Genomic DNA, 19,342 nt, shown 5'->3' on the forward strand with positions numbered 1-19,342 from the left:
TATCCCTTTCTCCTCTCCCGGCATCCACTTTTAAAAGCTCTCATGCGAAAGGAATTTATTCTTTTCTCTTCCTTTCCACCCACAGCTGCATGACCTCCGCAAGGAGAATGCCGCAGACCACACCTGTACCATTTGCCGCCATATTCAACCACTCCCCATAACGATTCACAACAGGTTGTACCAGTTCGATAAAACCACTATAGGCAATGCAAAATAAAACCATAAACTGCCATAAACGGGGCTTACGCAAGGCAATAGGAAAAACTAAGGCCGCATAGGCTACAAGATGATGAAATTTATCGCTTCCCGGTGCCGAAGGTACACTTTCAAGAGGCCAAAGTGACAACACGCTAATAGCAATAAAAACAATAGCTGTATTGATTAACCAATACCTTTGCATAATATATACAAAATATTTCATAATAGATATTTTCTACATAAATCTTACAAATTAATAAAATATAATCATTATTTATCCATCCAACAAAACATACAAACAAGCATCTTTATTATTTATTGCAATATAATTTTATAAATATATCTTATTGCAAACAAATATACATATTATCATTACAGCATAAAAAATATTTATGGTGACATTTTTTGTCAAAAAAAGAGGTAAGAAAATAAACAATAAAAGTGATCATTCTATTGATTTACATAAATAAAAACTTATACTTGTTAACATTCATTATCTATCCTTTTATGACTGATTGTTCGCACATTAATGATATACTGTCTCTTTTTGTCATTAAAATTCATATATTAGGTCACTTTTTGTCATATTATAAAGATGTGAATATTGCATAAATATTTTTATATATCATAATCCAATAAGAGCTATCATTTTTTTTCTTTCTCTCTCATATTTTTTTTACCAATCAACCCTGCTCATCAGCATGCATCATATTGTACTGGCATGCTTTCTGTATAAGAGGGAACAAGAGCAAATGCTCAACGAGATAAAACAGGTTGTAAAATATTCTGAAAACCCAAGAGTCTCAATATAAAGAGACAACCGGGGGAAATGCTTTTTCCCCTAGCATCAGGAGGAGAATTATGGAAGCAACAAGCACCTTATTCAAAACTGGCCTGACCGTATTCGCAGCTTATTTCCTTACCGCAGCTCCACTTGCTGCCCAAGAGCCTTTAAAAGTTGGCCAAACCACGGTGGGAGGTCCAGGAACATCTAAACTCTGTATCCGGGAGTATGGCAAAACACCTGCTGAAGCCTTTGCTGCTGGAGCAAAAATCCTTGAAAAGGCAGATGCTCTGTTAGGAGCAGACAGGCTGCATGGCAATGTGCGTATCCGCGTTTTGCCGGAAAAGGAAAAGGATATGTTTGTCGTAGAAGTCTACTCAATTCCAGACAAGAAGAAATCCTGTCCGGTCAACCCAGAATATTTGGCATATCAGCTGCTGCAAGAGTAACCAGGACCGCATTTGAAGTTGCTCACGTCATTGCAAGTGATCTCATAAACAAGACACCCGCCCCTCTTACCAGAGGAGCGGGTATGTATCTGCTACGTACCCACCTGTCAATTCATAAAAATGGCTGGCTGTCAGGTTTTGAACTTTGGCGGGAAGCACTTTAAATATCTGTTTTTCGACTTTAACAAGCAGGAGTTTTGACATTTTCTGTCAGTGACAAGTACTATTTTCTGTACAAAACGCCATAAAGCAAAAAATACATTTACGTAAGCAGGTGTATATTTTTTACCCTTTCTTCTCTACTTTCCTCTACTTTTCCATTGGACCATCATTGCCTTTTGAGTTTTGGCACAGCCCCTGCAATGTGGTAGTTGTGCTCGATAGTTTTGCAAAGCGGGCTGCAAACTTTCTGGTCAGGGGCAGTAGCACAAGTCCCTGGAAAGTTGTAAAAGCCACAGCCGCCGTGAGGCGGTGTCGGAAAGCCACGGGTCTCATCTGGAGAGACAGCCGGGTTGTCTGCTTTTTATTTCCTTTAAAATACCAGGAGGAGATTATGAAAATCACAAAAAGGTTATTCAACGGAAGTCTGGTCGTTCTTACAGCACTTTTTCTCAGCACCCCGTCGCTCTTGTCAGCAGCTGAGAAAAACCTCAAAGTCAACAAAACCACTGTCGGTGGCCCAGGCAGTGCCAAACTCTGTATTCGCGATTACGGAAAAACCCCGGAGGAAGCTTTTGCTTTGGGAAACGAAATCCTGCAAAAGGCCGATGCATCACTGGGAACGGATAAGCTGCACGGCAATGTCCGTATCCGTATCCTGCCGGAAAAGGAAAACGGGATGTTTGTGGTGGAGGTATACTTCTACCCGGACACTGGTTCCTGTCCGGTGAAACCAGAATACAGAACTGCTCAGGTGCTTCAACAGTAATTCAACCGTAAAGGAAAGGAAAGGATTCAAACTCTTTCCCTTGTAACACAGACTGCATAACCTGAATATAACCTCAACCTGACAGTCTGCTCCTTCACGGGAGTGGGCTGTTTTTTTTGTCTTTGTATCCCCCTTTCTCTTTGCCTCATCTTGTCATCAACAAAGAAATACAGGTAGCGACAAAAAGGGTCAAGGAGATAAAGCCGTTCATGGAAAAAAAAGAAACCTGAATCCGGGAGAGATCTCTCGGGTTAACTATGAGATGCTGATAAAACAAGGCACTTCCTGTGAGAGCTATGCCGATATAATAGACGATGTTCAGCCCCTGTACGTAACCGGTCAGGATGAAAAGCACAAAGGCCAGGGCATGAAAGGTTACAGCCAGCCGAAAGGCATTTTTACGCCCCAGCGAGGCAGGCATGGAATACAACCCGGCCTTGCGATCAAACTCTGCATCCTGGGAGGCATAGACAATATCAAAACCAGTGACCCAAAACAGCACCCCAAGGGAAAGCATCCAGGGATAACCAACCAGGCTCCCCTGCACAGCCACCCAACCGCCCAGCGGGGCAATGGCCAGGGCTATTCCCAAAATAACATGACAAAGCCAGGTAAAACGCTTGGTCAGGGAGTAAAAAAAGGTCAACCCCAGGGCCAAGGGCGAGAGGAACAAGGCCAGGGGGTTAAGCATCCAGCAGGCCAGAAAAAACAGGCCCGAGGACAATGCGACCATGAGCCATGATTCCTTGAGCGAAACTTCACCAGCAGGGATGGCCCGTTTTTCCGTACGTGGATTGGCAGCATCAAAGCGATAATCGGCAATACGGTTAAAGGTCATGGCAGCAGTGCGAGCACCAACCATCGCTATAAGTACCCAAAAAAACACCTGCAACGATGGGAACCCTTGAGCAGCAAGAAAAGCCCCCATCAGGGCAAAGGGTAAGGCAAACACCGTGTGCTTGAATTTGATCATCTCAAGCAGGATATGTATTTTTTTCAGCATTATTGATGAAACGCAGCAGGGACACAGCAGGCTGTGCCCCTATCCTGCAGAATTGAAGTTACGATTGCGGCAACCAGTCAGCCCCGAGCCTGCGGATAACATTAAAACCGCCGCCCAAAACAAGGCTGTTTGTCTTGCCTATATGATCCAAAAAGACCTGAACCTCAAAGGAACGGGTTCCGGCATCGCAAAGAATAATCAGGGTCTTGTCATCCGGGACCTCTGCAAAGCATTGACGCATCTCTGCATAGGGCACTGCCACCCATTTGTCAGCACCAAACTTCTCAACAAAGACCGCTGCCTCCTTGGGATGACGGATATCCAGGGCCACCCAATCCGGTTCTGTGGAAAAATCATCCATCCAGGCATAAAAGCGTTGCATACTGACAGGGCGCATCCGGCCCGCGCAGATGTTATCTGCCACAAAGGCAGCAGCGTTCAGGGAATCAATAGCAGCAGAGAAGGGCGGTGCATAGGCCATTTCCGCCATCATGAAGTCCTCAATGGTTGCGCCCTTGCTGATCATCACCGCAGCAGCATTGATCCGGGCAGAGATAGAGTCATTCATCATACCAAAGCCCTGCAGGCCCAGCACCCGGCGAGTGCGCTTATCAAAGACCATTTGAAAGATAACCGCAGCTGTATTTGGGAAAAAATGAGCACGATCAGCCGGAGCTGTCAGCGAGTAATCCGCGTCAAAACCCTCTGCCACAGCCGCCTCATAGGTGATACCGGTGGCGGCAATACAGCGATCAAAGGCTTTCATGATAAAGGAACCCACCACACCTTCAAAGGAGGCAGCAAGACCTGCCATATTATCAGCAGCCACCCTGCCCTCCCGATTGGCTAGTGAACCCATAGGCGCAAAGGTCTGCTTTCCTGTGACCAGATTTTTGGCAGCAATACAGTCGCCAGCAGCGTAGATATCCGGGTCAGAGGTCTGCAACCTGTTGTTCACCGTGATACCGCCCCAAGGTTCCACAAGCAAGCCTGCCTCTTTGGCCAAGTCACTGCGCGGACGGACACCTGCCGCCATCACCACCAGATCTGCTTCCAAGGTGCGTTGAGGTGTTTTCACGGCCACGACCTTGCCGTCGCTATCCCCGACGATCTCGGTTGCGCCTTCGTCGGTGTAGACCGCCACCTTCATCTCCTCAAGATGCCCTTGCAGCATGGTGGCAAAGTCGGCATCCACCAGCTTGGGCAAAAGCTGGGGCATGAACTCCACCAGGCTTGTTTCCAGGCCCCAGAGGTCAGCAAAGGATTCAGCCATCTCAATGCCAATAGCTCCACCGCCGATCACCACGACCTTACCCACCTTACCAGCAGCAATTCGTTTCTTGATCTCAATGGCCTTATGCAGATTCGCAATAGTAAACACGCCATCCAGTTCCGCCCCAGGGATGGGCAGGACAAAGGGGAAAGCACCGGTAGCCAGCATGAGCTTATCATAAGGGAGTTCCTGCTCTTCACCGCTGTCCAGATTCTTCACCTGAAGCTTCTTGTTCTGCCGGTCGATTGCCAGGGCCTTGGTCCGGGTAAGCACCTCAACTCCCTTGGCATCAGCGAAAAAGGGCTCGTCACGAACCATGTGAAAGCTGGTGGAGCGCAGCTCTGCCTCGTCCGAGACATCTCCCCCCACATAATAGGGAATACCGCAACCTCCGTAGGATATCATGCTGTCCTGATCCACTACAGTGACATCCCAGCCCGGTTGAACCCTTTTCAGATGACAGGCAGCCTTGGGGCCAGCAGCAACTCCACCGACAATGACGACTTTTTTGCTCATAATATTCTCCGTCTATATATTATATTTTTAAGGGGGTATAATTCTCATAAGATGAGTACGCAGAATATTTCAGGAAGCCGCCCCTGTCAACCTGTTCTCGGTTTATTTTTTCTCAGCAGCGGTCAAGATTTTGCAATACCTCGGTAAGGCGGCCCTGTTCCTGCACCTGACCCTGTGCCATAAACACCCCTTGATCTGCGGTCTGTTCGGCAAAGGGCAGGTCATGGGTGACAATAATAAAGCTGGTGAACTCCTGTAACTCCCGCAGCCATTGAGCGAAATCCGAGGTCGTGGCTGCATCTAAGGCACTGGTCGGTTCATCCAGGAGCATGAATTTGGGTTTCAGAGCCAGCCCTCGGGCAATAGCCACCCGCTGGGCCTGACCGCCGCTGACCTGAGCAGGATAATTTGCTGCCAGCTCGCCAATATTGAGCCGCTTCAGGATATCCATCGCCTCCGCCTTTGCCTCGCTCTTGCTTCGCCCCTGGACTCGTTCCAAGGCCAGCATCATATTTTCCAGCACGTTCAGATGGGGAAAGAGGTTCAGGTGCTGAAACACCACCCCGACCTGTTGCCGGAAATCGACTTCTTTCATATCCTGGATATCCTGCCCATCCAGGAGAATTGCTCCCTGCTGCGGGGAAAGAAAACGGGCAATGCAATTAAGCAGGGTGGTCTTACCGGAACCGGACAGGCCCATAACAGCAAAGATCCCCTGTTCCGGGAAGGTCATGCTGACATCATTGACTGCCTTTGTTCCGTCCGCATAGGTGTAGGCTACGTTTTGTACTTCAATCATGGGCAAATCCTTTGGCTTTGATGGATCGTTCAACGCGATCAGAGAGCTTCATCAGCGGGAAGGTGACAGCAAAGAACATAAGTCCGGCAATCAGGTAGTAGAGACCCGGCTCAAAGGTGACGCTGATAATGGACTGGGCCTCGCGAATCAGCTCGGGGATGGAGATGATCGAGACCAAGGCTGTGTCCTTGAGCAGGGCCACCACGCAGTTCATCAAGGGCGGGATAGCAATGCGGAAGGCCTGGGGCCAGACCACAAAGCGGAAACGATCCAGGGGAGAAAGTCCCAAGGCCCGTGCTCCTAAGTCCTGGCCCGGATCAACACTCATCAGGCCTGCCCGGATAACCTCGGCCATATAAGCCATTGCGCAGATACCTAAGGTGAGGATGGCTGCCGGAAAGGGTGACAAGCCAAGACCCAGCCAGACAAAGAGGAGCTGGATCAGGACAGGGGTGCCCCGGATAAAATCAACAAAGCCCCGCACCAAAAAATGAAGCGGCTTGAGACTGCCGCGCTGAAAGGTCAGCAGCAGGCCGCTGGGTATGGCCAGAACAAAGCCGAGCAGGAGAGCAGCAAGGGCTATGCCGAGACTGACAGCAAAGCCCTTGAGCAGCTTGGTCGCAATCACCGAAGGCTCCATCGTGCCGAGCTTGGAGGAGGAGGTTTTGCCCAAGCCGAAATAACGTTGGTGGATGCGCTGCATGGTGCCGTCATCCTCCATTGCGGCCAGGGCAGTGTTGATCTGGCCGAGCAGATCCGGATTATCCTTGCGCACCGGGATACCGATGCGCTCCTTATAGAGCATCTCGCCCACCGGCACAAAGGGACGGCCTGCCTCCTTGGTCTGCCAAGCCCCGACCAGCCGATCCGTGACAAAACCGGTGATCCGCTTCTGCTCCAGCATGGCAAAGATCTCGGCTGCTGATTTGAGGGTGACCACCTCAACATCCGGGAATTTTTCTTCAAGGAAATGCTGGTAGGTCTCGCCGAGCACGACCGCAATGCGCAGGCCGTTGCACTCGCTGATCGAATAGACCTTGTCCGGGTTATCGCGGTGGACAAAGAGCTGGGCACCGGAATGGTAATAGGGGGTGGAGAAATCCACGCTTTCTTGCCGGGTCGGGGTGATGGCCATTGAACCGATGATGGCGTCGTATTTCTCTGCCAGCAGCCCTGCCAGAATGCCGTCCCATTCCGTGGCGACAATCCGGGATTCACGGTTGATGCGTTGGGCGATCTCCCGACTGACGTCCACGTCAAAACCGGCAAGGTTCCCTTGGTTGTCGTAATAGCTGAAGGGGGGGAAACTTGCCGGTCAGGGCGGTGACGAATTCTTCCTCGGCTGCGGCGGGCCAAGGGCCTGCCAGGACAAGGAAGGCAAGGGTTAGGGTGAGGATTATCCGGGCATAGTGCATTGTACCTCCTCTGAATGTTTGTTAACATTTTTTCGGGTTTCACTCATTATCTTAACCGCCATCGCTGGACAGATTAACACCGCATATGGTATCGTGCAAACATGAAAAGAATTATTATGGACACCAATGTACTTTTTTCAGGATTATATTCCTCATCAGGAGCATCGCATCAACTTTTGCGACGCATTGATGCCGGGGAAATAACGCCGGTTATATCAACAACATTGCTTTTTGAGTACGAAGACGTTCTGAAACGAAAACAAAAGGAATTGGGCATATCTGACAATGAGGTTAACGTAATCCTCGACAACATATGTGCCCTCAGCGAATTTCAAAAAATCTATTTTTTGTGGCGGCCATACCTGAAAGATCCGAAGGATGATCATGTCCTTGAGGTGGCTGTCGCGTCAAAAACACAAATAATCGTCACCCATAATATGAAAGATTTTAAAGGGGTTGATAAATTCGGCATAACGGCCCTGCGCCCTGGAAAAATATTGGAGGCAATACAATGAGCACACTCAGTTTACGACTTCCCAACTCTATTCATCGCCACATCAAACAAATAGCTTCCAGTGAAGGTGTGTCGATCAATCAGTTCATCTCTTCTGCCGTGTCTGAAAAAATTTCCGCCATCACAACAGAAGATTATCTGAAACAACGGGCGAAGAAGGCGGACAGAGCAGCATTCAGGAGCATACTGGACAAGGTTCCTGAGCGGACACCACTACCGGGAGATGAAATCACGCCGGAGAAGCAGTAGAGCATCTGTCTGTTGACCGTGATATCAAAATGCACTGCATCGCCGAGATAATAATGCTCAGGCCACCAGTGCTTGCTCCTCCGACAGACCTCAATATCGACAAAATCCTGCTCAATCAGAACGAATTCTTCCAGGCTGGGAAGAGTCTGGTAGGACTGTCGTTTTATGGTGTTGTCTTTTTTACGGGTTGATTGCGAGACCACCTCGATAATGAGCACAGGGGCATTGCGGTAAGAGTCATTCTCTTCTCGTTCACAGGAGCATTGCGGTAAGAGTCATTCTCTTCTCGTTCACAGGAGATAAGCACATCCGGGTAAAAGAACTTGTTGCCGGTCTTCACTTTCATATCAGCCAGGAAAGGCTCACATGGTGACTTCCGCTCCTGAAGATGGCGGAGGAAGGCGGCAAAAAGGTTGCCTGCTATTCTGCCATGATCAGCACTGGCCCCTGCCATTGCGTAAACAGCACCGTCAATGAACTCGTGCTTCACTTCGCTGAGGAGTTCACCGTCCAGGTATTCCTGTTCGCTGATCTGCTGTTGCGGTTCTTGCTGAGGCAATGGCATGGCTTTTTCTTCCCTTTTTTATTCGCTTGATGGATGCTGCGGTTCGCTCCTTGTCGCGCTCCTTATCATAACAACTGCCAGACAGGTTACCACCGTGTATGGCAGTTTGTAAACAGGGATAATCATCACGGCAGGTTCCAGAAAAAAAGAGATAGACGGGAAGATGCATTATCCCGTCTATCGTGTTGTGTTATCCCGGCGCGCCCGGCCGGAATGGAGGGGTATTACTGTATTCAGCGACGGAGAAGCTGTTTCGTTATGAAGTAACTCCTACCTGTTCCGTATCTTTATAAGTCTGACAAATTTTCTCCAGAATTCAGGCGGGCTGTTGATATAAAACCCGACATCCCAATAAACAACCCCCTTCTTTCTCCAGCACGGCATAATTGTCAGGCAACAGTTTCCCGAAAGAAGATTTCCTGAAACTGTAATCCTTGTCGGCGTCTCTTTGTAAGCCAGTTTCCTCGGAACTCTTATCATGTGCAACCCTTCATTGGAGACATCCGTGACGGTTACCGAAGAACTGCAATGAACATCAATAAAACTGACAGTATATCCGGCCAGCCGAACTCTCTCGGATGCACGCTTCTCTTGTGTTGAGTCACTATAAACTTTCATTCTGTCTCGTATGCTGATTTTGTCTGAGCTTAAACTCAGCTTATAAAAAGCGAGCAAGCATATCAATGATTATTTGAAGCGATCAGGCAGGGCACCGCAGCTTTACCCCGAACCGCGCAACGACAGGACAGATGATTACTCGCCTCCGCAACAGACAAGTATTTTACTCGAATTGAGCAAAGCACTATACTTACATTGAGCATAGCGTTATACTCGTATTGAGCAAAGCACTATACTCGCACCGAGCAAAGCGTTATGCTCGGTTTGAGACAGCCTCCTTACTCAAATTGAGACACACCGGTTACTCCAACACCATGCGTATCCTCCTTATCCGCCCTCCCCGTCCACCCAAGGCCATCACCATTGGCGAATTCATGTTCTGCGAGCCTTTGGGGCTTGAGGCGGTCTCTGCTGTGCTCCAGGAAAAACATCAGGTCACTATCCTGGATATGATGGCGGAACAGGTGAATATCGGGCAGTATCTACTGGAAATGCAACCGGAAGCGGTGGGGATCACCGCGCTCTGTATAGATGTGGAGAATGTGCTGGCCTTGGCCCGGCTTGTCAAGACCATTGATCAAAACATTCCTGTGGTGGTGGGCGGCACCCAGGCCCAGCTCGTGCCCCAGGCCTTTGCTGATCCGGTTATCGATTATGTGATGCACCAAACCACAGCAGAGGGACTGCATAGCCTCTTTCATGCCTTAGCAACCCCCATCAAGGCCATACCTGATCCTGATATTCCTGGCGTAATCTCAGTACAACAGGGAATCCCGAAGAAAATCCGCCGGCAAAAAAACGAGTACCTGGTGCCGGATCGCAGTTCCTGCCAACAATACAGGGACCAATACAGCTATTTTGGCTATAAACCCTGTGCCTTACTCCAAACCTCCCAGGGATGTAGCCAATGCTGTTCTTTTTGTCTGCGGTGGCGACTTGAGGGCGGCAAAGAGGCCCACCAGGACATGGAGGTCATCTTTACGCAGATTCGCACCATCGACGAACCCAGCATCATGATCATTGATAATGACTTCCTCTGTAGTGGAGAACGGCTGGAACAGCTCTGTGACTTCCTTGACCAGGAAGGAATCCGCAAAAACTTTCTCTGCTACGGGTCTGTGCAGAGCATCCTGAATAATGAGGAAAGGGTACGCCGTTTTGCCCGACACGGGCTCAAGGCAGTGCTGGTGGGCTATGAGTCCTTTGATCCTGATGAGCTGGCAAGTTATCAGAAAAAGGCTTCTGTGGAAGATAATCTCAAGGTCAGCCACTTACTCCGGCAATGGGGAATAGATGCCTGGGCCTCTTTTATTTTGCACCCCAATTGGGATCATGAGGATTTCAAGGCCTTTCGCCGTTCGATCCGCCAGCTGCGCCCGGAAATATCCTCGCTCTCACCACTGACCCCCTTTCCTGGCCTGCCTGCTTTTCAGCAATTCCAGGATCGACTCCTCTTTGAGCCAACAGATTATGAGCAATGGAGTTTTGGTAATATTGCTATCCGGCCCAGCAAGATGAGTTTGCGGGCCTATTATGCTGAGGTACTGCTGACCAATCTTCAGGTCAACTTTTTCATGAATAATGCCTTCTACCTGATCCAACGCTTTGGAATAAAAACTCTGCTTCGCCTCAGCATTGGAGGGATTCACCTGACCCTGCGTTATCTGGCTGCGATGTGGCGGTCTGGCTGAATACCGTAGGGACACGGCACGTCGTGCCCCTACAAAAATCACAACACTTCGACATAACAACGGAATATTTGCTGGTGGGCATTAGATTAGACTGGAAAACTCCTGTACCGTCTTCACCCCCACCTCCTGCTCAGCAGAGGCAATAATAGCCTGGGCCATAGACACTGCCCCGCTCACAGTGGTGGTATAGGGAACATGATAATCCAGAGCAGCCCGGCGGATCCGGTAGGAATCCTCTGTGGTTCTGCTGCCGGATGAGGTATTGATGATCCACTGCACCTGCCCGTCCTTGATCTTGTCCAGGATATGAGGCCGTCCCTGAGAAATCTTATTGATCTGCTCACATTCCAGACCATATTCTGTAAACTTCTCAGCAGTGCCATCAGTAGCCAGAATTGTAAAGCCGCGTTCCAGCAGAGACGTGATCACTGGTACCAAGGGCTTCTTATCACCACGACGAACAGAGATAAACACGGTTCCGGTTTGAGGCACCTGCTGATTGGCTGCCTGCTGCGACTTGGCCAGGGCCAGCCCCAGATCCCCATCTATCCCCATGACCTCACCAGTGGATTTCATCTCCGGCCCAAGCAAGGTATCCACATTCTCAAAACGATCAAAAGGAAAGACCGCTTCTTTGACCGCCCAATGATCAATGGCAACCTCTTTAGTAAAGCCCAGTTCCTCCAGGGTCATACCCATCATCACCTTGGTTGCCATTTTAGCCAAAGGCACACCAGTGGCCTTGGACACAAAGGGCACGGTCCGTGAGGCCCGTGGGTTGACCTCCAGAATACAGAGTTCCTCACCCTTGACTGCATACTGCACATTCATCAAGCCGATCACGCCCAGTTCACCAGCCATGGCCTTGGTGGCCCGCATGATCTCATTGATCATGTTCTCAGACAAAGTATGGGGCGGCAGCACACAGGCCGAGTCACCAGAGTGAATACCAGCCTCTTCAATATGCTCCATGATCCCGCCAATCACAGTCATTGTCCCGTCAGAGACCGCATCCACATCCACCTCAACCGCATCTTTCAGAAAGCGATCCAGCAGAACCGGATGCTCGCTGCCCATAATGGTGGGCCGGGCCATGAACTCCCGCAGGCCCTGCTCATTATAGACGATCTGCATATCCCGACCACCCAGCACATAGGAAGGACGCATAACAACCGGATAGCCGATTCGCTCTACCTCTTTCAGGGCTTCTTCCAGATTATTCACTGTGCCGTTTTCCGGCTGCTTCAGCCCCAGCTTTTGCAAGAGCTGCTGAAAACGCTTCCTGTCCTCTGCCCGGTCAATGGCATCGGGCGGGGTCCCGATAATGTTCACCCCAGCCTTATCCAGGGCCACAGCAAGATTGAGTGGGGTCTGACCACCAAACTGAACAATCACACCATCTGGCTTTTCCAGCTCAATGATATTGAGTACATCCTCACGGGTCAGCGGTTCAAAATAGAGGCGATCTGATGTATCATAATCCGTGGACACGGTTTCCGGGTTGGAATTCACCATGATGGATTCCACCCCGATCTCTGCCAAGGCAAAGGAGGCATGGACACAGCAATAATCAAACTCAATGCCTTGGCCGATTCGGTTGGGCCCACCACCCAGGATGATGATTTTTTTATTCTCCGAAGGCAGGGATTCATTCTCCTGATCATAGCAGGAATAATAATAAGGCGTGTAGGATTCAAACTCAGCAGCACAGGTGTCCACCAGCTTATACACCGGCAGGACATCCTTTTCCTTACGGAGTTGACGGATATCATCCTCTGAGGTACCAGTGAGATACCCCAATTGGACATCAGAAAAACCATGTTGTTTAACCGTGCAAAGGAAATCAGCATCAAGCCCGGTAAAGCCCCGCTGCTCAATATTCTTGCCCATGTCAACGATCTGCTGCATGTTGCGCAGATACCAGGGGTCAATCATGCTCAACTCATGCATCCGTTCAATGGACATGCCCCGTCGCATGGCCTCAAAGAGAAAAAAGAAACGCTTGGAGCTGGGTTCTTTAAGGGCCTTTTCCAGATCATCCTGATGCAGATCCTCCATCCCATCCTTGCCATCAAAGCCAAAGCCCATCCGTCCGATTTCCAGAGAACGCATGGCCTTCTGAAAGGCCTCTTTAAAGGTGCGCCCCATGGACATAGTCTCGCCCACCGACTTCATGGCCGTGGTCAGGGTATCATCGGCTTCAGGGAATTTCTCAAAGGTCCACCGGGGAATCTTGACCACACAGTAATCAATGCTGGGCTCAAAAGCGGCATAAGTTTCCTGAGTGATATCGTTCTTTAACTCATCCAGGGTATAGCCCACAGCCAGCTTGGCTGCAATCTTGGCAATGGGGAAGCCGGTGGCCTTGGAAGCCAGGGCAGAAGAACGGGAAACCCGAGGATTCATCTCAATAACCATGATTTCGCCGTCTGCCGGGTTGACCGCAAACTGAACATTGGAACCGCCAGTCTCCACCCCGATTTCCCGGATAATGGCAATGGAGGCGTCCCGCAACTCCTGGTACTCCACATCAGACAGGGTCTGCTGCGGGGCCACGGTGATGGAATCACCGGTGTGTACGCCCATGGCGTCGATATTTTCGATGGAGCAGATAATAACCACGTTATCCTTGCGGTCCCGTACCACCTCCAACTCGTATTCTTTCCAACCCAGCAGGCTGCGCTCCAGCATGATCTCAGTGGTCATGGAAAGATCCAGGCCAGCTGTACACATCTCCCGCAGTTCCTGACGGTTATAGGCCACCCCGCCGCCGGTTCCGCCCAAGGTGAAGCTGGGACGAACAATCACGGGAAAACCGATCTTGTCACCGGCATCCATAGCATCTTCAATGGTATGGACAATAAAAGATTTCGGCACATTGAGGCCGATTTTTTCCATGGCATCACGGAATTCTTCCCGACCTTCGGCCTTGCGGATAACATCGATATTTGCAGCCAGCATCTCGACATTATACTTTTCCAGAATCCCGGTCTCAGCCACCTTAATGGCGGTGTTCAGGGCGGTCTGTCCGCCCAGAGTGGGCAGAATGGCATCAGGACGCTCCCGCTCAATAACCTTGATCAGGTATTCCGGAGTAATGGGTTCAATATAGGTACGATCAGCCAAACCTGGATCGGTCATAATAGTGGCCGGGTTGGAGTTGATCAGCACCACCTCATAGCCCTCTTCCTTGAGGGCCTTGACGGCCTGGGCACCGGAGTAGTCGAATTCACAGGCCTGGCTGATAATGATCGGGCCGGACCCGATAATGAGAATCTTATGTATATCTGTGCGTTTTGGCATGACAGAGGATATGTGAAATATTTAATGTAAATTTCATATAGGGGCAGACCTGCGTGTCTACCCGGTATGATTATCGTTTTTTCAGATAGCGTAGGGGCAGACCTACGTGTCTGCCCGGTATGAGAGGGCGAACACACAGGTTCGCCCCTACAACATCTGTCACTGGGCCATCAGCTCAATAAAACGGTCAAAAAGATAAACAGCATCATGGGGACCAGGTGCGTGCTCTGGATGATATTGCACAGAAAAGGCCGGAAACCCGGTGTGGCGCATTCCCTCCAGGCTGCCATCATTAAGATTAATATGGGTTATCTCGACCTGATCTGGTAAATTTTCTTGATCAACGCAGAATCCGTGATTCTGCGAGGTGATCTCCACCTTGCCGGTCTGCAAATCCTTGACCGGCTGGTTGCCGCCCCGGTGACCGAATTTAAGCTTATAGGTGGAAGCCCCGTAGGCCAGTCCCAGAATCTGATGGCCAAGACAGATGCCAAAGACAGGCTTCTTGCCCAAAAGCTTGCGCACGTTTTCCACAACCCCATCTACCCCGGCAGGGTCGCCAGGGCCGTTGGAAAGAAAAACACCGTCCGGGTTCAGGGCCAGCACATCCTCAGCAGAGGTGGTGGCAGGAACCACATGGACAGCGCAGCCCTTTTCTTTAAGAATACGAAGCTGGTTGTATTTCACACCAAAATCATAGGCAACCACCTTAAATTTATCATCTGCCTCTGGGGAAAAATCGGCGCCTTCGGCCGGAGCATTATTGATCCAGTTATAGGCTGTTCCGGTTGTGACCTGGGCGACCATGTCCCGACCCACCAGGCCAGACCATTCTTTTGCCCGTTGCACTAAGGATGCCTCATTCAGATTCTCGGTGGAGATAATCGCCTTCATAGCACCATGCTTACGGATAATCCGGGTCAGCATTCGGGTATCAAAGCCATCAACACCCAATACGCCATATTTTTGCAAAAATTCAGCCAGCGTTCCTGTTGCTCTGAAATTACTGGGAACATCCTGATACTCACGCACCAGAAAGGCGCGGGGATGGACTGACGAGGATTCCATATCCTCCTCATTGACCCCGTAATTACCGATCAGGGGATAGGTCATGGTGACCAGCTGGCCTGTATAAGAGGGATCGGTCAAGACCTCCTGGTAACCGCTCATGCTGGTATTAAAGACTATTTCACCCACTGCTTCCCCGGCTCCGGTAAAAGAGCGGCCTGTAAGCACGGTGCCATCTTCAAGCGCGATGAATGCTTTCATATAAACTCCCATCTCGGCCCACAGGCCGAGAAAACAAAACATAAAAATGCGTCAGACAACCAAAAAAAGTCCACCTGTACTTTCATATAAAATCTCATCCCGCCCCTCTGGGGCGGGGCATCAAACAATGAAAAGGATGGGCGACTCAAGTAAATTATCCAGCACTTTTATAGAAAAAAATTCTGTAGAGATAGACTATGGATTTCGCCTGCGGCGTTTGCGTTGCGATGCTTTTTACCACTCCCTGTATCGCTTTGCAATGAAGATAACAGAAAGCTATCCACGCAACGTTGCAGCGACCTCCCCCATACGTATCCCCAGATTCCTGGCTGTGGCAATACCTGTTGCATCTGCCTCATAGCCGTCTGGATGATTAGCCCAGGCTGCTCCTCCAAAATGATCGCCGTCACCAACAATGATCATATCATGAATCATCATGGCCGCATGCACGGCCTGCACGGTCAGCTCCTGCCCACCGTTTCGGGAACCACCCACCGCAATAACACCGCCCAGTTTATTCTTCAGCATAAACCCATTACGGCGAAAGATGACGGTTCGATCAATAAATGCCTTGGCCCGGCTGGTCATGCAGCCCATATAAACCGGGGTCGCCATTATAATTCCAACCAATTCCGGGTCTGCAAGTTTGGGAATGATAGACTGGAAGCCATCTTTTTGACTGCACAGGACACCCTTTTTACAGGCATCACAGGCAATGCAGCCATTAACTTCAAGCGGAGCAAGATCAATTAATTCAACCTCAATACCCTTTTCAGCGGCCTCTGTTGAGTTTTTAACAGCGTCAAGGCATTGTTCCAAAAGGAAGCGGGTGGATTTATTCTGTCTCGGACTTGCTGCTACACCTATAATTTTCATTGCTTCTTTCTCATATTCGTGATTAGTACATTGGACCACCATCTGGCTATCATGGGGCTTTTGCCGAATTCAGAAACCTCAGAACCCGGACTCTTTTCCCGACTTAAGCTAGTAGCCGTACATTTAAATATACATTGGCAGAGGGAATCTTATGCCCTTATGTCATTTTGATTTCTCTGAATACTTCTTCTCCGGGTATTGATTTCACCATCCCGTTTTTCAAATCAGAGACTCTTTTTTCAGCTTCATCTGCCCATAATCTATCAAACTTATCCTGTGAAGGATTAAGACTGCCGATAAGTTTCTCAATCATTTGAATTTTCAATTCTATCGGCAATGATTCCGCAATAGACAATAATTCATTCGCTTTCACCATCTTTTCCTCCGCATTGAATTTAGAAAATCTATACTTACATACTTGCCCTAACAGCTTCATCCATCTCCTCAAGCGTTACTGGTTTTTGACCCGGCCTGCGCAGTTTGCAAAAGACTTCGTTCACCTTGCGTGAAACCGAACTGATGATCGCTTCTCTTTTATTTGTAACAAAGATTTCAATCTTGTCACCGAAATGCAATTTAAGAGGTTTCAATTTTTCAGGGATATAGAGGAATTCTATTTACACCACTGACGCTCGCAGGGAACGCCGTCATTATCACCGTCTATTTTAACGCCGGGACAGTTCTTCAGGTAAAATTTCGCTTCAGCACAGGAGGTCATCTCTGAACAATATATTTTCCCCTGACAACGAAACCTACTCGTTACTTTTCTCTGGCTCTTCTTTATTGGTGAAGTAACAGTAGCTCTCTCCTTTACCGCATGAACCGGTTGAGTATCAAAAAGATAGATTCCTGACAGGGCGAGAATAATCCCGAAAACGGACAAAAGAAAAGGCTTTGCTGCGGCTCGCCAGTGGAAAAAAAGAAAAAATAAGGACACAAAGGGAATCAGGAGACAGCCAAGCCCCCAGAGAATATGCACGCGGAAGGCCACGATAATAAACCAAAGTGAACCAACAAGAATAAAAAGCACTCCCAAAAGGGGAAGAAAGAGATGCAATGCGCCATTCAGGCCGTATTTTTGATACTGTTTTTCACCGAGCCTTTGAAGATCAGCAAACGATTTAATATGTTTGAGCTTATGAACAAGATAGCCGATTTTGCTGTGTTCTATCTTCTCGACAGTTTCTGCATATTCCCGAGCATTTTGGCTCGACGAATTAATCATTTTAATTGAATCCGGGGTGAGTTGACCAATAAGCGTAATCTTTCCTTGGTCAATAATCTCAACCTCTCGTATCAAGCCAAGCTCGTAACCAGTAACCTTTTTTTCATTGATGCATGCAGCCGTCTTTCCTCTTATCTCCAGCGACTCACAATGCTCTTTCCCGTTATTGCCAGCAACGGACAGATAAAACTCTGTGGCTTGGGATATTGGGACATGGAAAAGAAAACCTATGATAAATCCCACCAGGAAACAGCGTGTTCTTTGTTTTGTAATGAAAAGGTTCATGAAAAAATTAATTATTTTGAATATTGGTATTAATCAGCAACTCCAGCTTTTTTTCCAAAGTTGCTTTTTCTTTCTCAAGAGCCTTTGCTTTTCTTTTATGAGTCGTCAACAGCTCAATACTCATCATCTTCCTCCCAATCCTCATATTCACTGTCATCATATTGCGCAGGAGGTTCCCCGACTTTCTTGACAACAACCGGAACTCCTTTCTCATCCTCTTCTTTATCACGGATTCCTTCCACCAAAATTTCATGAACCAACTCATCCCCGTAATCAAACAAATAGAGGAAACCTTGCTCTTTCTTTAGTCCTAAATCACGAAGTTGGGTTTTAGCAGCCGACTTGGAAGATGGGCCTATTCTGGACGCAAAATGCTCGCCAAGCGGACTGCCGGAATATTCATTAGGTCGGTCAAACAACTCGCCACCAAAGTAGAATGAAAACATATGGTCATTATCCCAGGCAAAAGCACGCTGGATTTCCAGATGCAGATCATATAAATTGTAACGACCTCCTATCTCAAAGGTTCTTGAGACCTCTTCCCCTATCTCCTCAAATCCCATTCTTTTGAGGATAACTTTCAGCCTGTATATCTGCATCGGTCGGGAAAGCAGTTCAGCCAGTTTATCGAAGTTGTTGGTTTGTGAGGTTAACCGGAGGATTTCGGCATTCTTTTCCTCATCAAGATAGCAACACTTTTTATATTTCTTTCCACTACCACACGGACATTTATCGTTTCTTTTTAATTTCATAAATTATCCTATTTTTTCAAAACAATCTGTCTTCATCTGGATATTCGATATAAGGATTCAACCTTTCGAGCATACTATATTTTGCGGTTAGCTTGACAGGTGTACACAAAATGTAGAACGTAGCTTATATCAATTATATTCGCTCTGCAATATATTGGTTTTTAAGCGTTTTTTGACGTAGGCCAGCACCTTTGTACCTGTTTAAAAATCGCTTAGTTGCCTATTATTGGCTATTGATAATTTCACACAGACCTTATATCGAATATCCAGGTCTTCATTACTCCGCTTGACCTATGCATACATTATATGTACACTTTTACTGTGAATTTTCAGCTCGTCCGGCAACCCCAGCAGAGAAAAAACGCTATGAAAAAGGAATATGACTTTTCTGCGGCTAAACGTGGCCCGGTCATTCAACAGCCTGGAAAAACACGCATCACTATTTACCTTGATAATGATGTTCTTGAGGATTTTCGTGAACAGGCAGACGCTTCCGGGTCTGGTTATCAAACAATGATCAACAAAGCACTCCGTGAATATCTGAAGAAAAACCAAGATCCTATCAGCGAAGGAACCCTGCGAAAGGTTGTGCGTGAAGAACTGGAACGAATTACTTTGCATTGACAAAAT

At 48.4% G+C, this 19,342-nt stretch carries 20 protein-coding genes, 1 pseudogene and 1 riboswitch; of the genes and pseudogenes, 6 read left to right on the forward strand and 15 right to left on the reverse strand.

Annotated features, from left to right (window positions below; translation table 11 throughout):
* Positions 1–55: 55 nt before the first annotated feature.
* Positions 56–421: a VanZ family protein gene (locus L2082_RS03375; RefSeq protein ID WP_446008666.1), complete on the reverse strand. Its 366-nt coding sequence runs from the start codon at positions 419–421 to the stop codon at positions 56–58.
* Between the two features lie 638 nt (positions 422–1,059).
* On the opposite strand from L2082_RS03375, the gene L2082_RS03380 reads away from it, so the two are divergent.
* Both L2082_RS03380 and L2082_RS03385 read left to right on the forward strand, forming a co-directional pair.
* Complete coding sequence (locus tag L2082_RS03380; RefSeq protein ID WP_446008592.1) at positions 1,060–1,431, forward strand: hypothetical protein; 372 nt, start codon at positions 1,060–1,062, stop codon at positions 1,429–1,431.
* 441 nt (positions 1,432–1,872) lie between these two features.
* Positions 1,873–1,951: riboswitch (cyclic di-GMP riboswitch) on the forward strand.
* A gap of 33 nt (positions 1,952–1,984) precedes the next feature.
* Complete coding sequence (locus tag L2082_RS03385) at positions 1,985–2,359, forward strand: hypothetical protein (protein ID WP_446008591.1); 375 nt, start codon at positions 1,985–1,987, stop codon at positions 2,357–2,359.
* Positions 2,360–2,504: 145 nt separating this feature from the next.
* Here L2082_RS03385 and L2082_RS03390 read toward each other — a convergent pair whose 3' ends face one another.
* The 5 genes from L2082_RS03390 to L2082_RS03410 all read right to left on the reverse strand — a co-directional run bounded on the left by L2082_RS03390 (position 2,505) and on the right by L2082_RS03410 (position 7,365).
* A complete protein-coding gene (locus L2082_RS03390) occupies positions 2,505–3,362 on the reverse strand; it encodes a UbiA-like polyprenyltransferase (protein WP_446008590.1) in 858 nt (285 codons plus the stop codon).
* Between the two features lie 58 nt (positions 3,363–3,420).
* Complete coding sequence (locus tag L2082_RS03395) at positions 3,421–5,151, reverse strand: FAD-dependent oxidoreductase (protein WP_446008589.1); 1,731 nt, start codon at positions 5,149–5,151, stop codon at positions 3,421–3,423.
* 112 nt (positions 5,152–5,263) lie between these two features.
* A complete protein-coding gene (locus L2082_RS03400) occupies positions 5,264–5,950 on the reverse strand; it encodes an amino acid ABC transporter ATP-binding protein (protein WP_446008588.1) in 687 nt (228 codons plus the stop codon).
* Positions 5,943–7,205, reverse strand: a complete 1,263-nt coding sequence (locus tag L2082_RS03405; protein ID WP_446008587.1) for an ABC transporter substrate-binding protein/permease — start codon at positions 7,203–7,205, stop codon at positions 5,943–5,945. The genes L2082_RS03400 and L2082_RS03405 overlap by 8 nt, the downstream gene beginning before the upstream one ends.
* A gap of 1 nt (position 7,206) precedes the next feature.
* Positions 7,207–7,365, reverse strand: coding sequence for a hypothetical protein (locus tag L2082_RS03410; protein ID WP_446008586.1), 159 nt, complete (start codon positions 7,363–7,365; stop codon positions 7,207–7,209).
* Between the two features lie 116 nt (positions 7,366–7,481).
* Here L2082_RS03410 and L2082_RS03415 point away from each other — a divergent pair, with 116 nt between their 5' ends.
* Both L2082_RS03415 and L2082_RS03420 read left to right on the forward strand, forming a co-directional pair.
* Positions 7,482–7,880 (forward strand): putative toxin-antitoxin system toxin component, PIN family, encoded by a 399-nt coding sequence (locus L2082_RS03415; RefSeq protein WP_446008585.1) that lies wholly within the window; start codon positions 7,482–7,484, stop codon positions 7,878–7,880.
* Positions 7,877–8,128 (forward strand): toxin-antitoxin system HicB family antitoxin, encoded by a 252-nt coding sequence (locus tag L2082_RS03420; RefSeq protein ID WP_446008584.1) that lies wholly within the window; start codon positions 7,877–7,879, stop codon positions 8,126–8,128. Before L2082_RS03415 ends, L2082_RS03420 begins: the two co-directional genes overlap by 4 nt.
* On the opposite strand, the gene L2082_RS03425 is transcribed toward L2082_RS03420, so the two are convergent.
* From L2082_RS03425 to L2082_RS03435, 3 genes are read right to left on the reverse strand one after another with little or no spacing between them, the layout of a single operon-like run.
* On the reverse strand, positions 8,014–8,346 hold the full coding sequence (locus tag L2082_RS03425; RefSeq protein ID WP_446011449.1) for a Uma2 family endonuclease: 333 nt from the start codon (positions 8,344–8,346) through the stop codon (positions 8,014–8,016). The two genes, L2082_RS03420 and L2082_RS03425, sit on opposite strands and share 115 nt — an antisense overlap.
* On the reverse strand, positions 8,292–8,693 hold the full coding sequence (locus L2082_RS03430; protein WP_446008583.1) for a Uma2 family endonuclease: 402 nt from the start codon (positions 8,691–8,693) through the stop codon (positions 8,292–8,294). Before L2082_RS03430 ends, L2082_RS03425 begins: the two co-directional genes overlap by 55 nt.
* Positions 8,632–8,862 (reverse strand): hypothetical protein, encoded by a 231-nt coding sequence (locus L2082_RS03435; protein ID WP_446008582.1) that lies wholly within the window; start codon positions 8,860–8,862, stop codon positions 8,632–8,634. Before L2082_RS03435 ends, L2082_RS03430 begins: the two co-directional genes overlap by 62 nt.
* A gap of 763 nt (positions 8,863–9,625) precedes the next feature.
* On the opposite strand from L2082_RS03435, the gene L2082_RS03440 reads away from it, so the two are divergent.
* Positions 9,626–11,002, forward strand: coding sequence for a B12-binding domain-containing radical SAM protein (locus L2082_RS03440; RefSeq protein ID WP_446008581.1), 1,377 nt, complete (start codon positions 9,626–9,628; stop codon positions 11,000–11,002).
* Positions 11,003–11,083: 81 nt separating this feature from the next.
* Here the strand turns inward: L2082_RS03440 and carB are convergent, their stop codons facing one another.
* The 6 genes and pseudogenes from carB to L2082_RS03470 all read right to left on the reverse strand — a co-directional run bounded on the left by carB (position 11,084) and on the right by L2082_RS03470 (position 18,712).
* Positions 11,084–14,305 carry a carbamoyl-phosphate synthase large subunit gene (carB, locus tag L2082_RS03445; protein WP_446008580.1) on the reverse strand — a complete coding sequence of 1,074 codons (3,222 nt, stop codon included), beginning with the start codon at positions 14,303–14,305 and terminating at the stop codon, positions 11,084–11,086.
* A gap of 159 nt (positions 14,306–14,464) precedes the next feature.
* Positions 14,465–15,574, reverse strand: coding sequence for a glutamine-hydrolyzing carbamoyl-phosphate synthase small subunit (gene carA, locus L2082_RS03450; RefSeq protein WP_446008579.1), 1,110 nt, complete (start codon positions 15,572–15,574; stop codon positions 14,465–14,467).
* Between the two features lie 276 nt (positions 15,575–15,850).
* Positions 15,851–16,450 (reverse strand): flavodoxin family protein, encoded by a 600-nt coding sequence (locus tag L2082_RS03455; RefSeq protein WP_446011450.1) that lies wholly within the window; start codon positions 16,448–16,450, stop codon positions 15,851–15,853.
* A 157-nt stretch (positions 16,451–16,607) separates the two neighbouring features.
* Positions 16,608–16,886, reverse strand: coding sequence for an addiction module protein (locus L2082_RS03460; RefSeq protein WP_446008577.1), 279 nt, complete (start codon positions 16,884–16,886; stop codon positions 16,608–16,610).
* 177 nt (positions 16,887–17,063) lie between these two features.
* A pseudogene (locus L2082_RS03465) lies at positions 17,064–17,201 on the reverse strand (excalibur calcium-binding domain-containing protein); the annotation flags it as partial.
* An 872-nt stretch (positions 17,202–18,073) separates the two neighbouring features.
* Positions 18,074–18,712: an IS1096 element passenger TnpR family protein gene (locus L2082_RS03470; protein WP_446008576.1), complete on the reverse strand. Its 639-nt coding sequence runs from the start codon at positions 18,710–18,712 to the stop codon at positions 18,074–18,076.
* A 366-nt stretch (positions 18,713–19,078) separates the two neighbouring features.
* Between L2082_RS03470 and L2082_RS03475 the strand changes: the two genes are divergently transcribed.
* On the forward strand, positions 19,079–19,336 hold the full coding sequence (locus L2082_RS03475; RefSeq protein WP_446008575.1) for a BrnA antitoxin family protein: 258 nt from the start codon (positions 19,079–19,081) through the stop codon (positions 19,334–19,336).
* The last annotated feature ends 6 nt before the right edge of the window (positions 19,337–19,342 follow it).

Source organism: Candidatus Electrothrix sp., assembly GCF_052785085.1.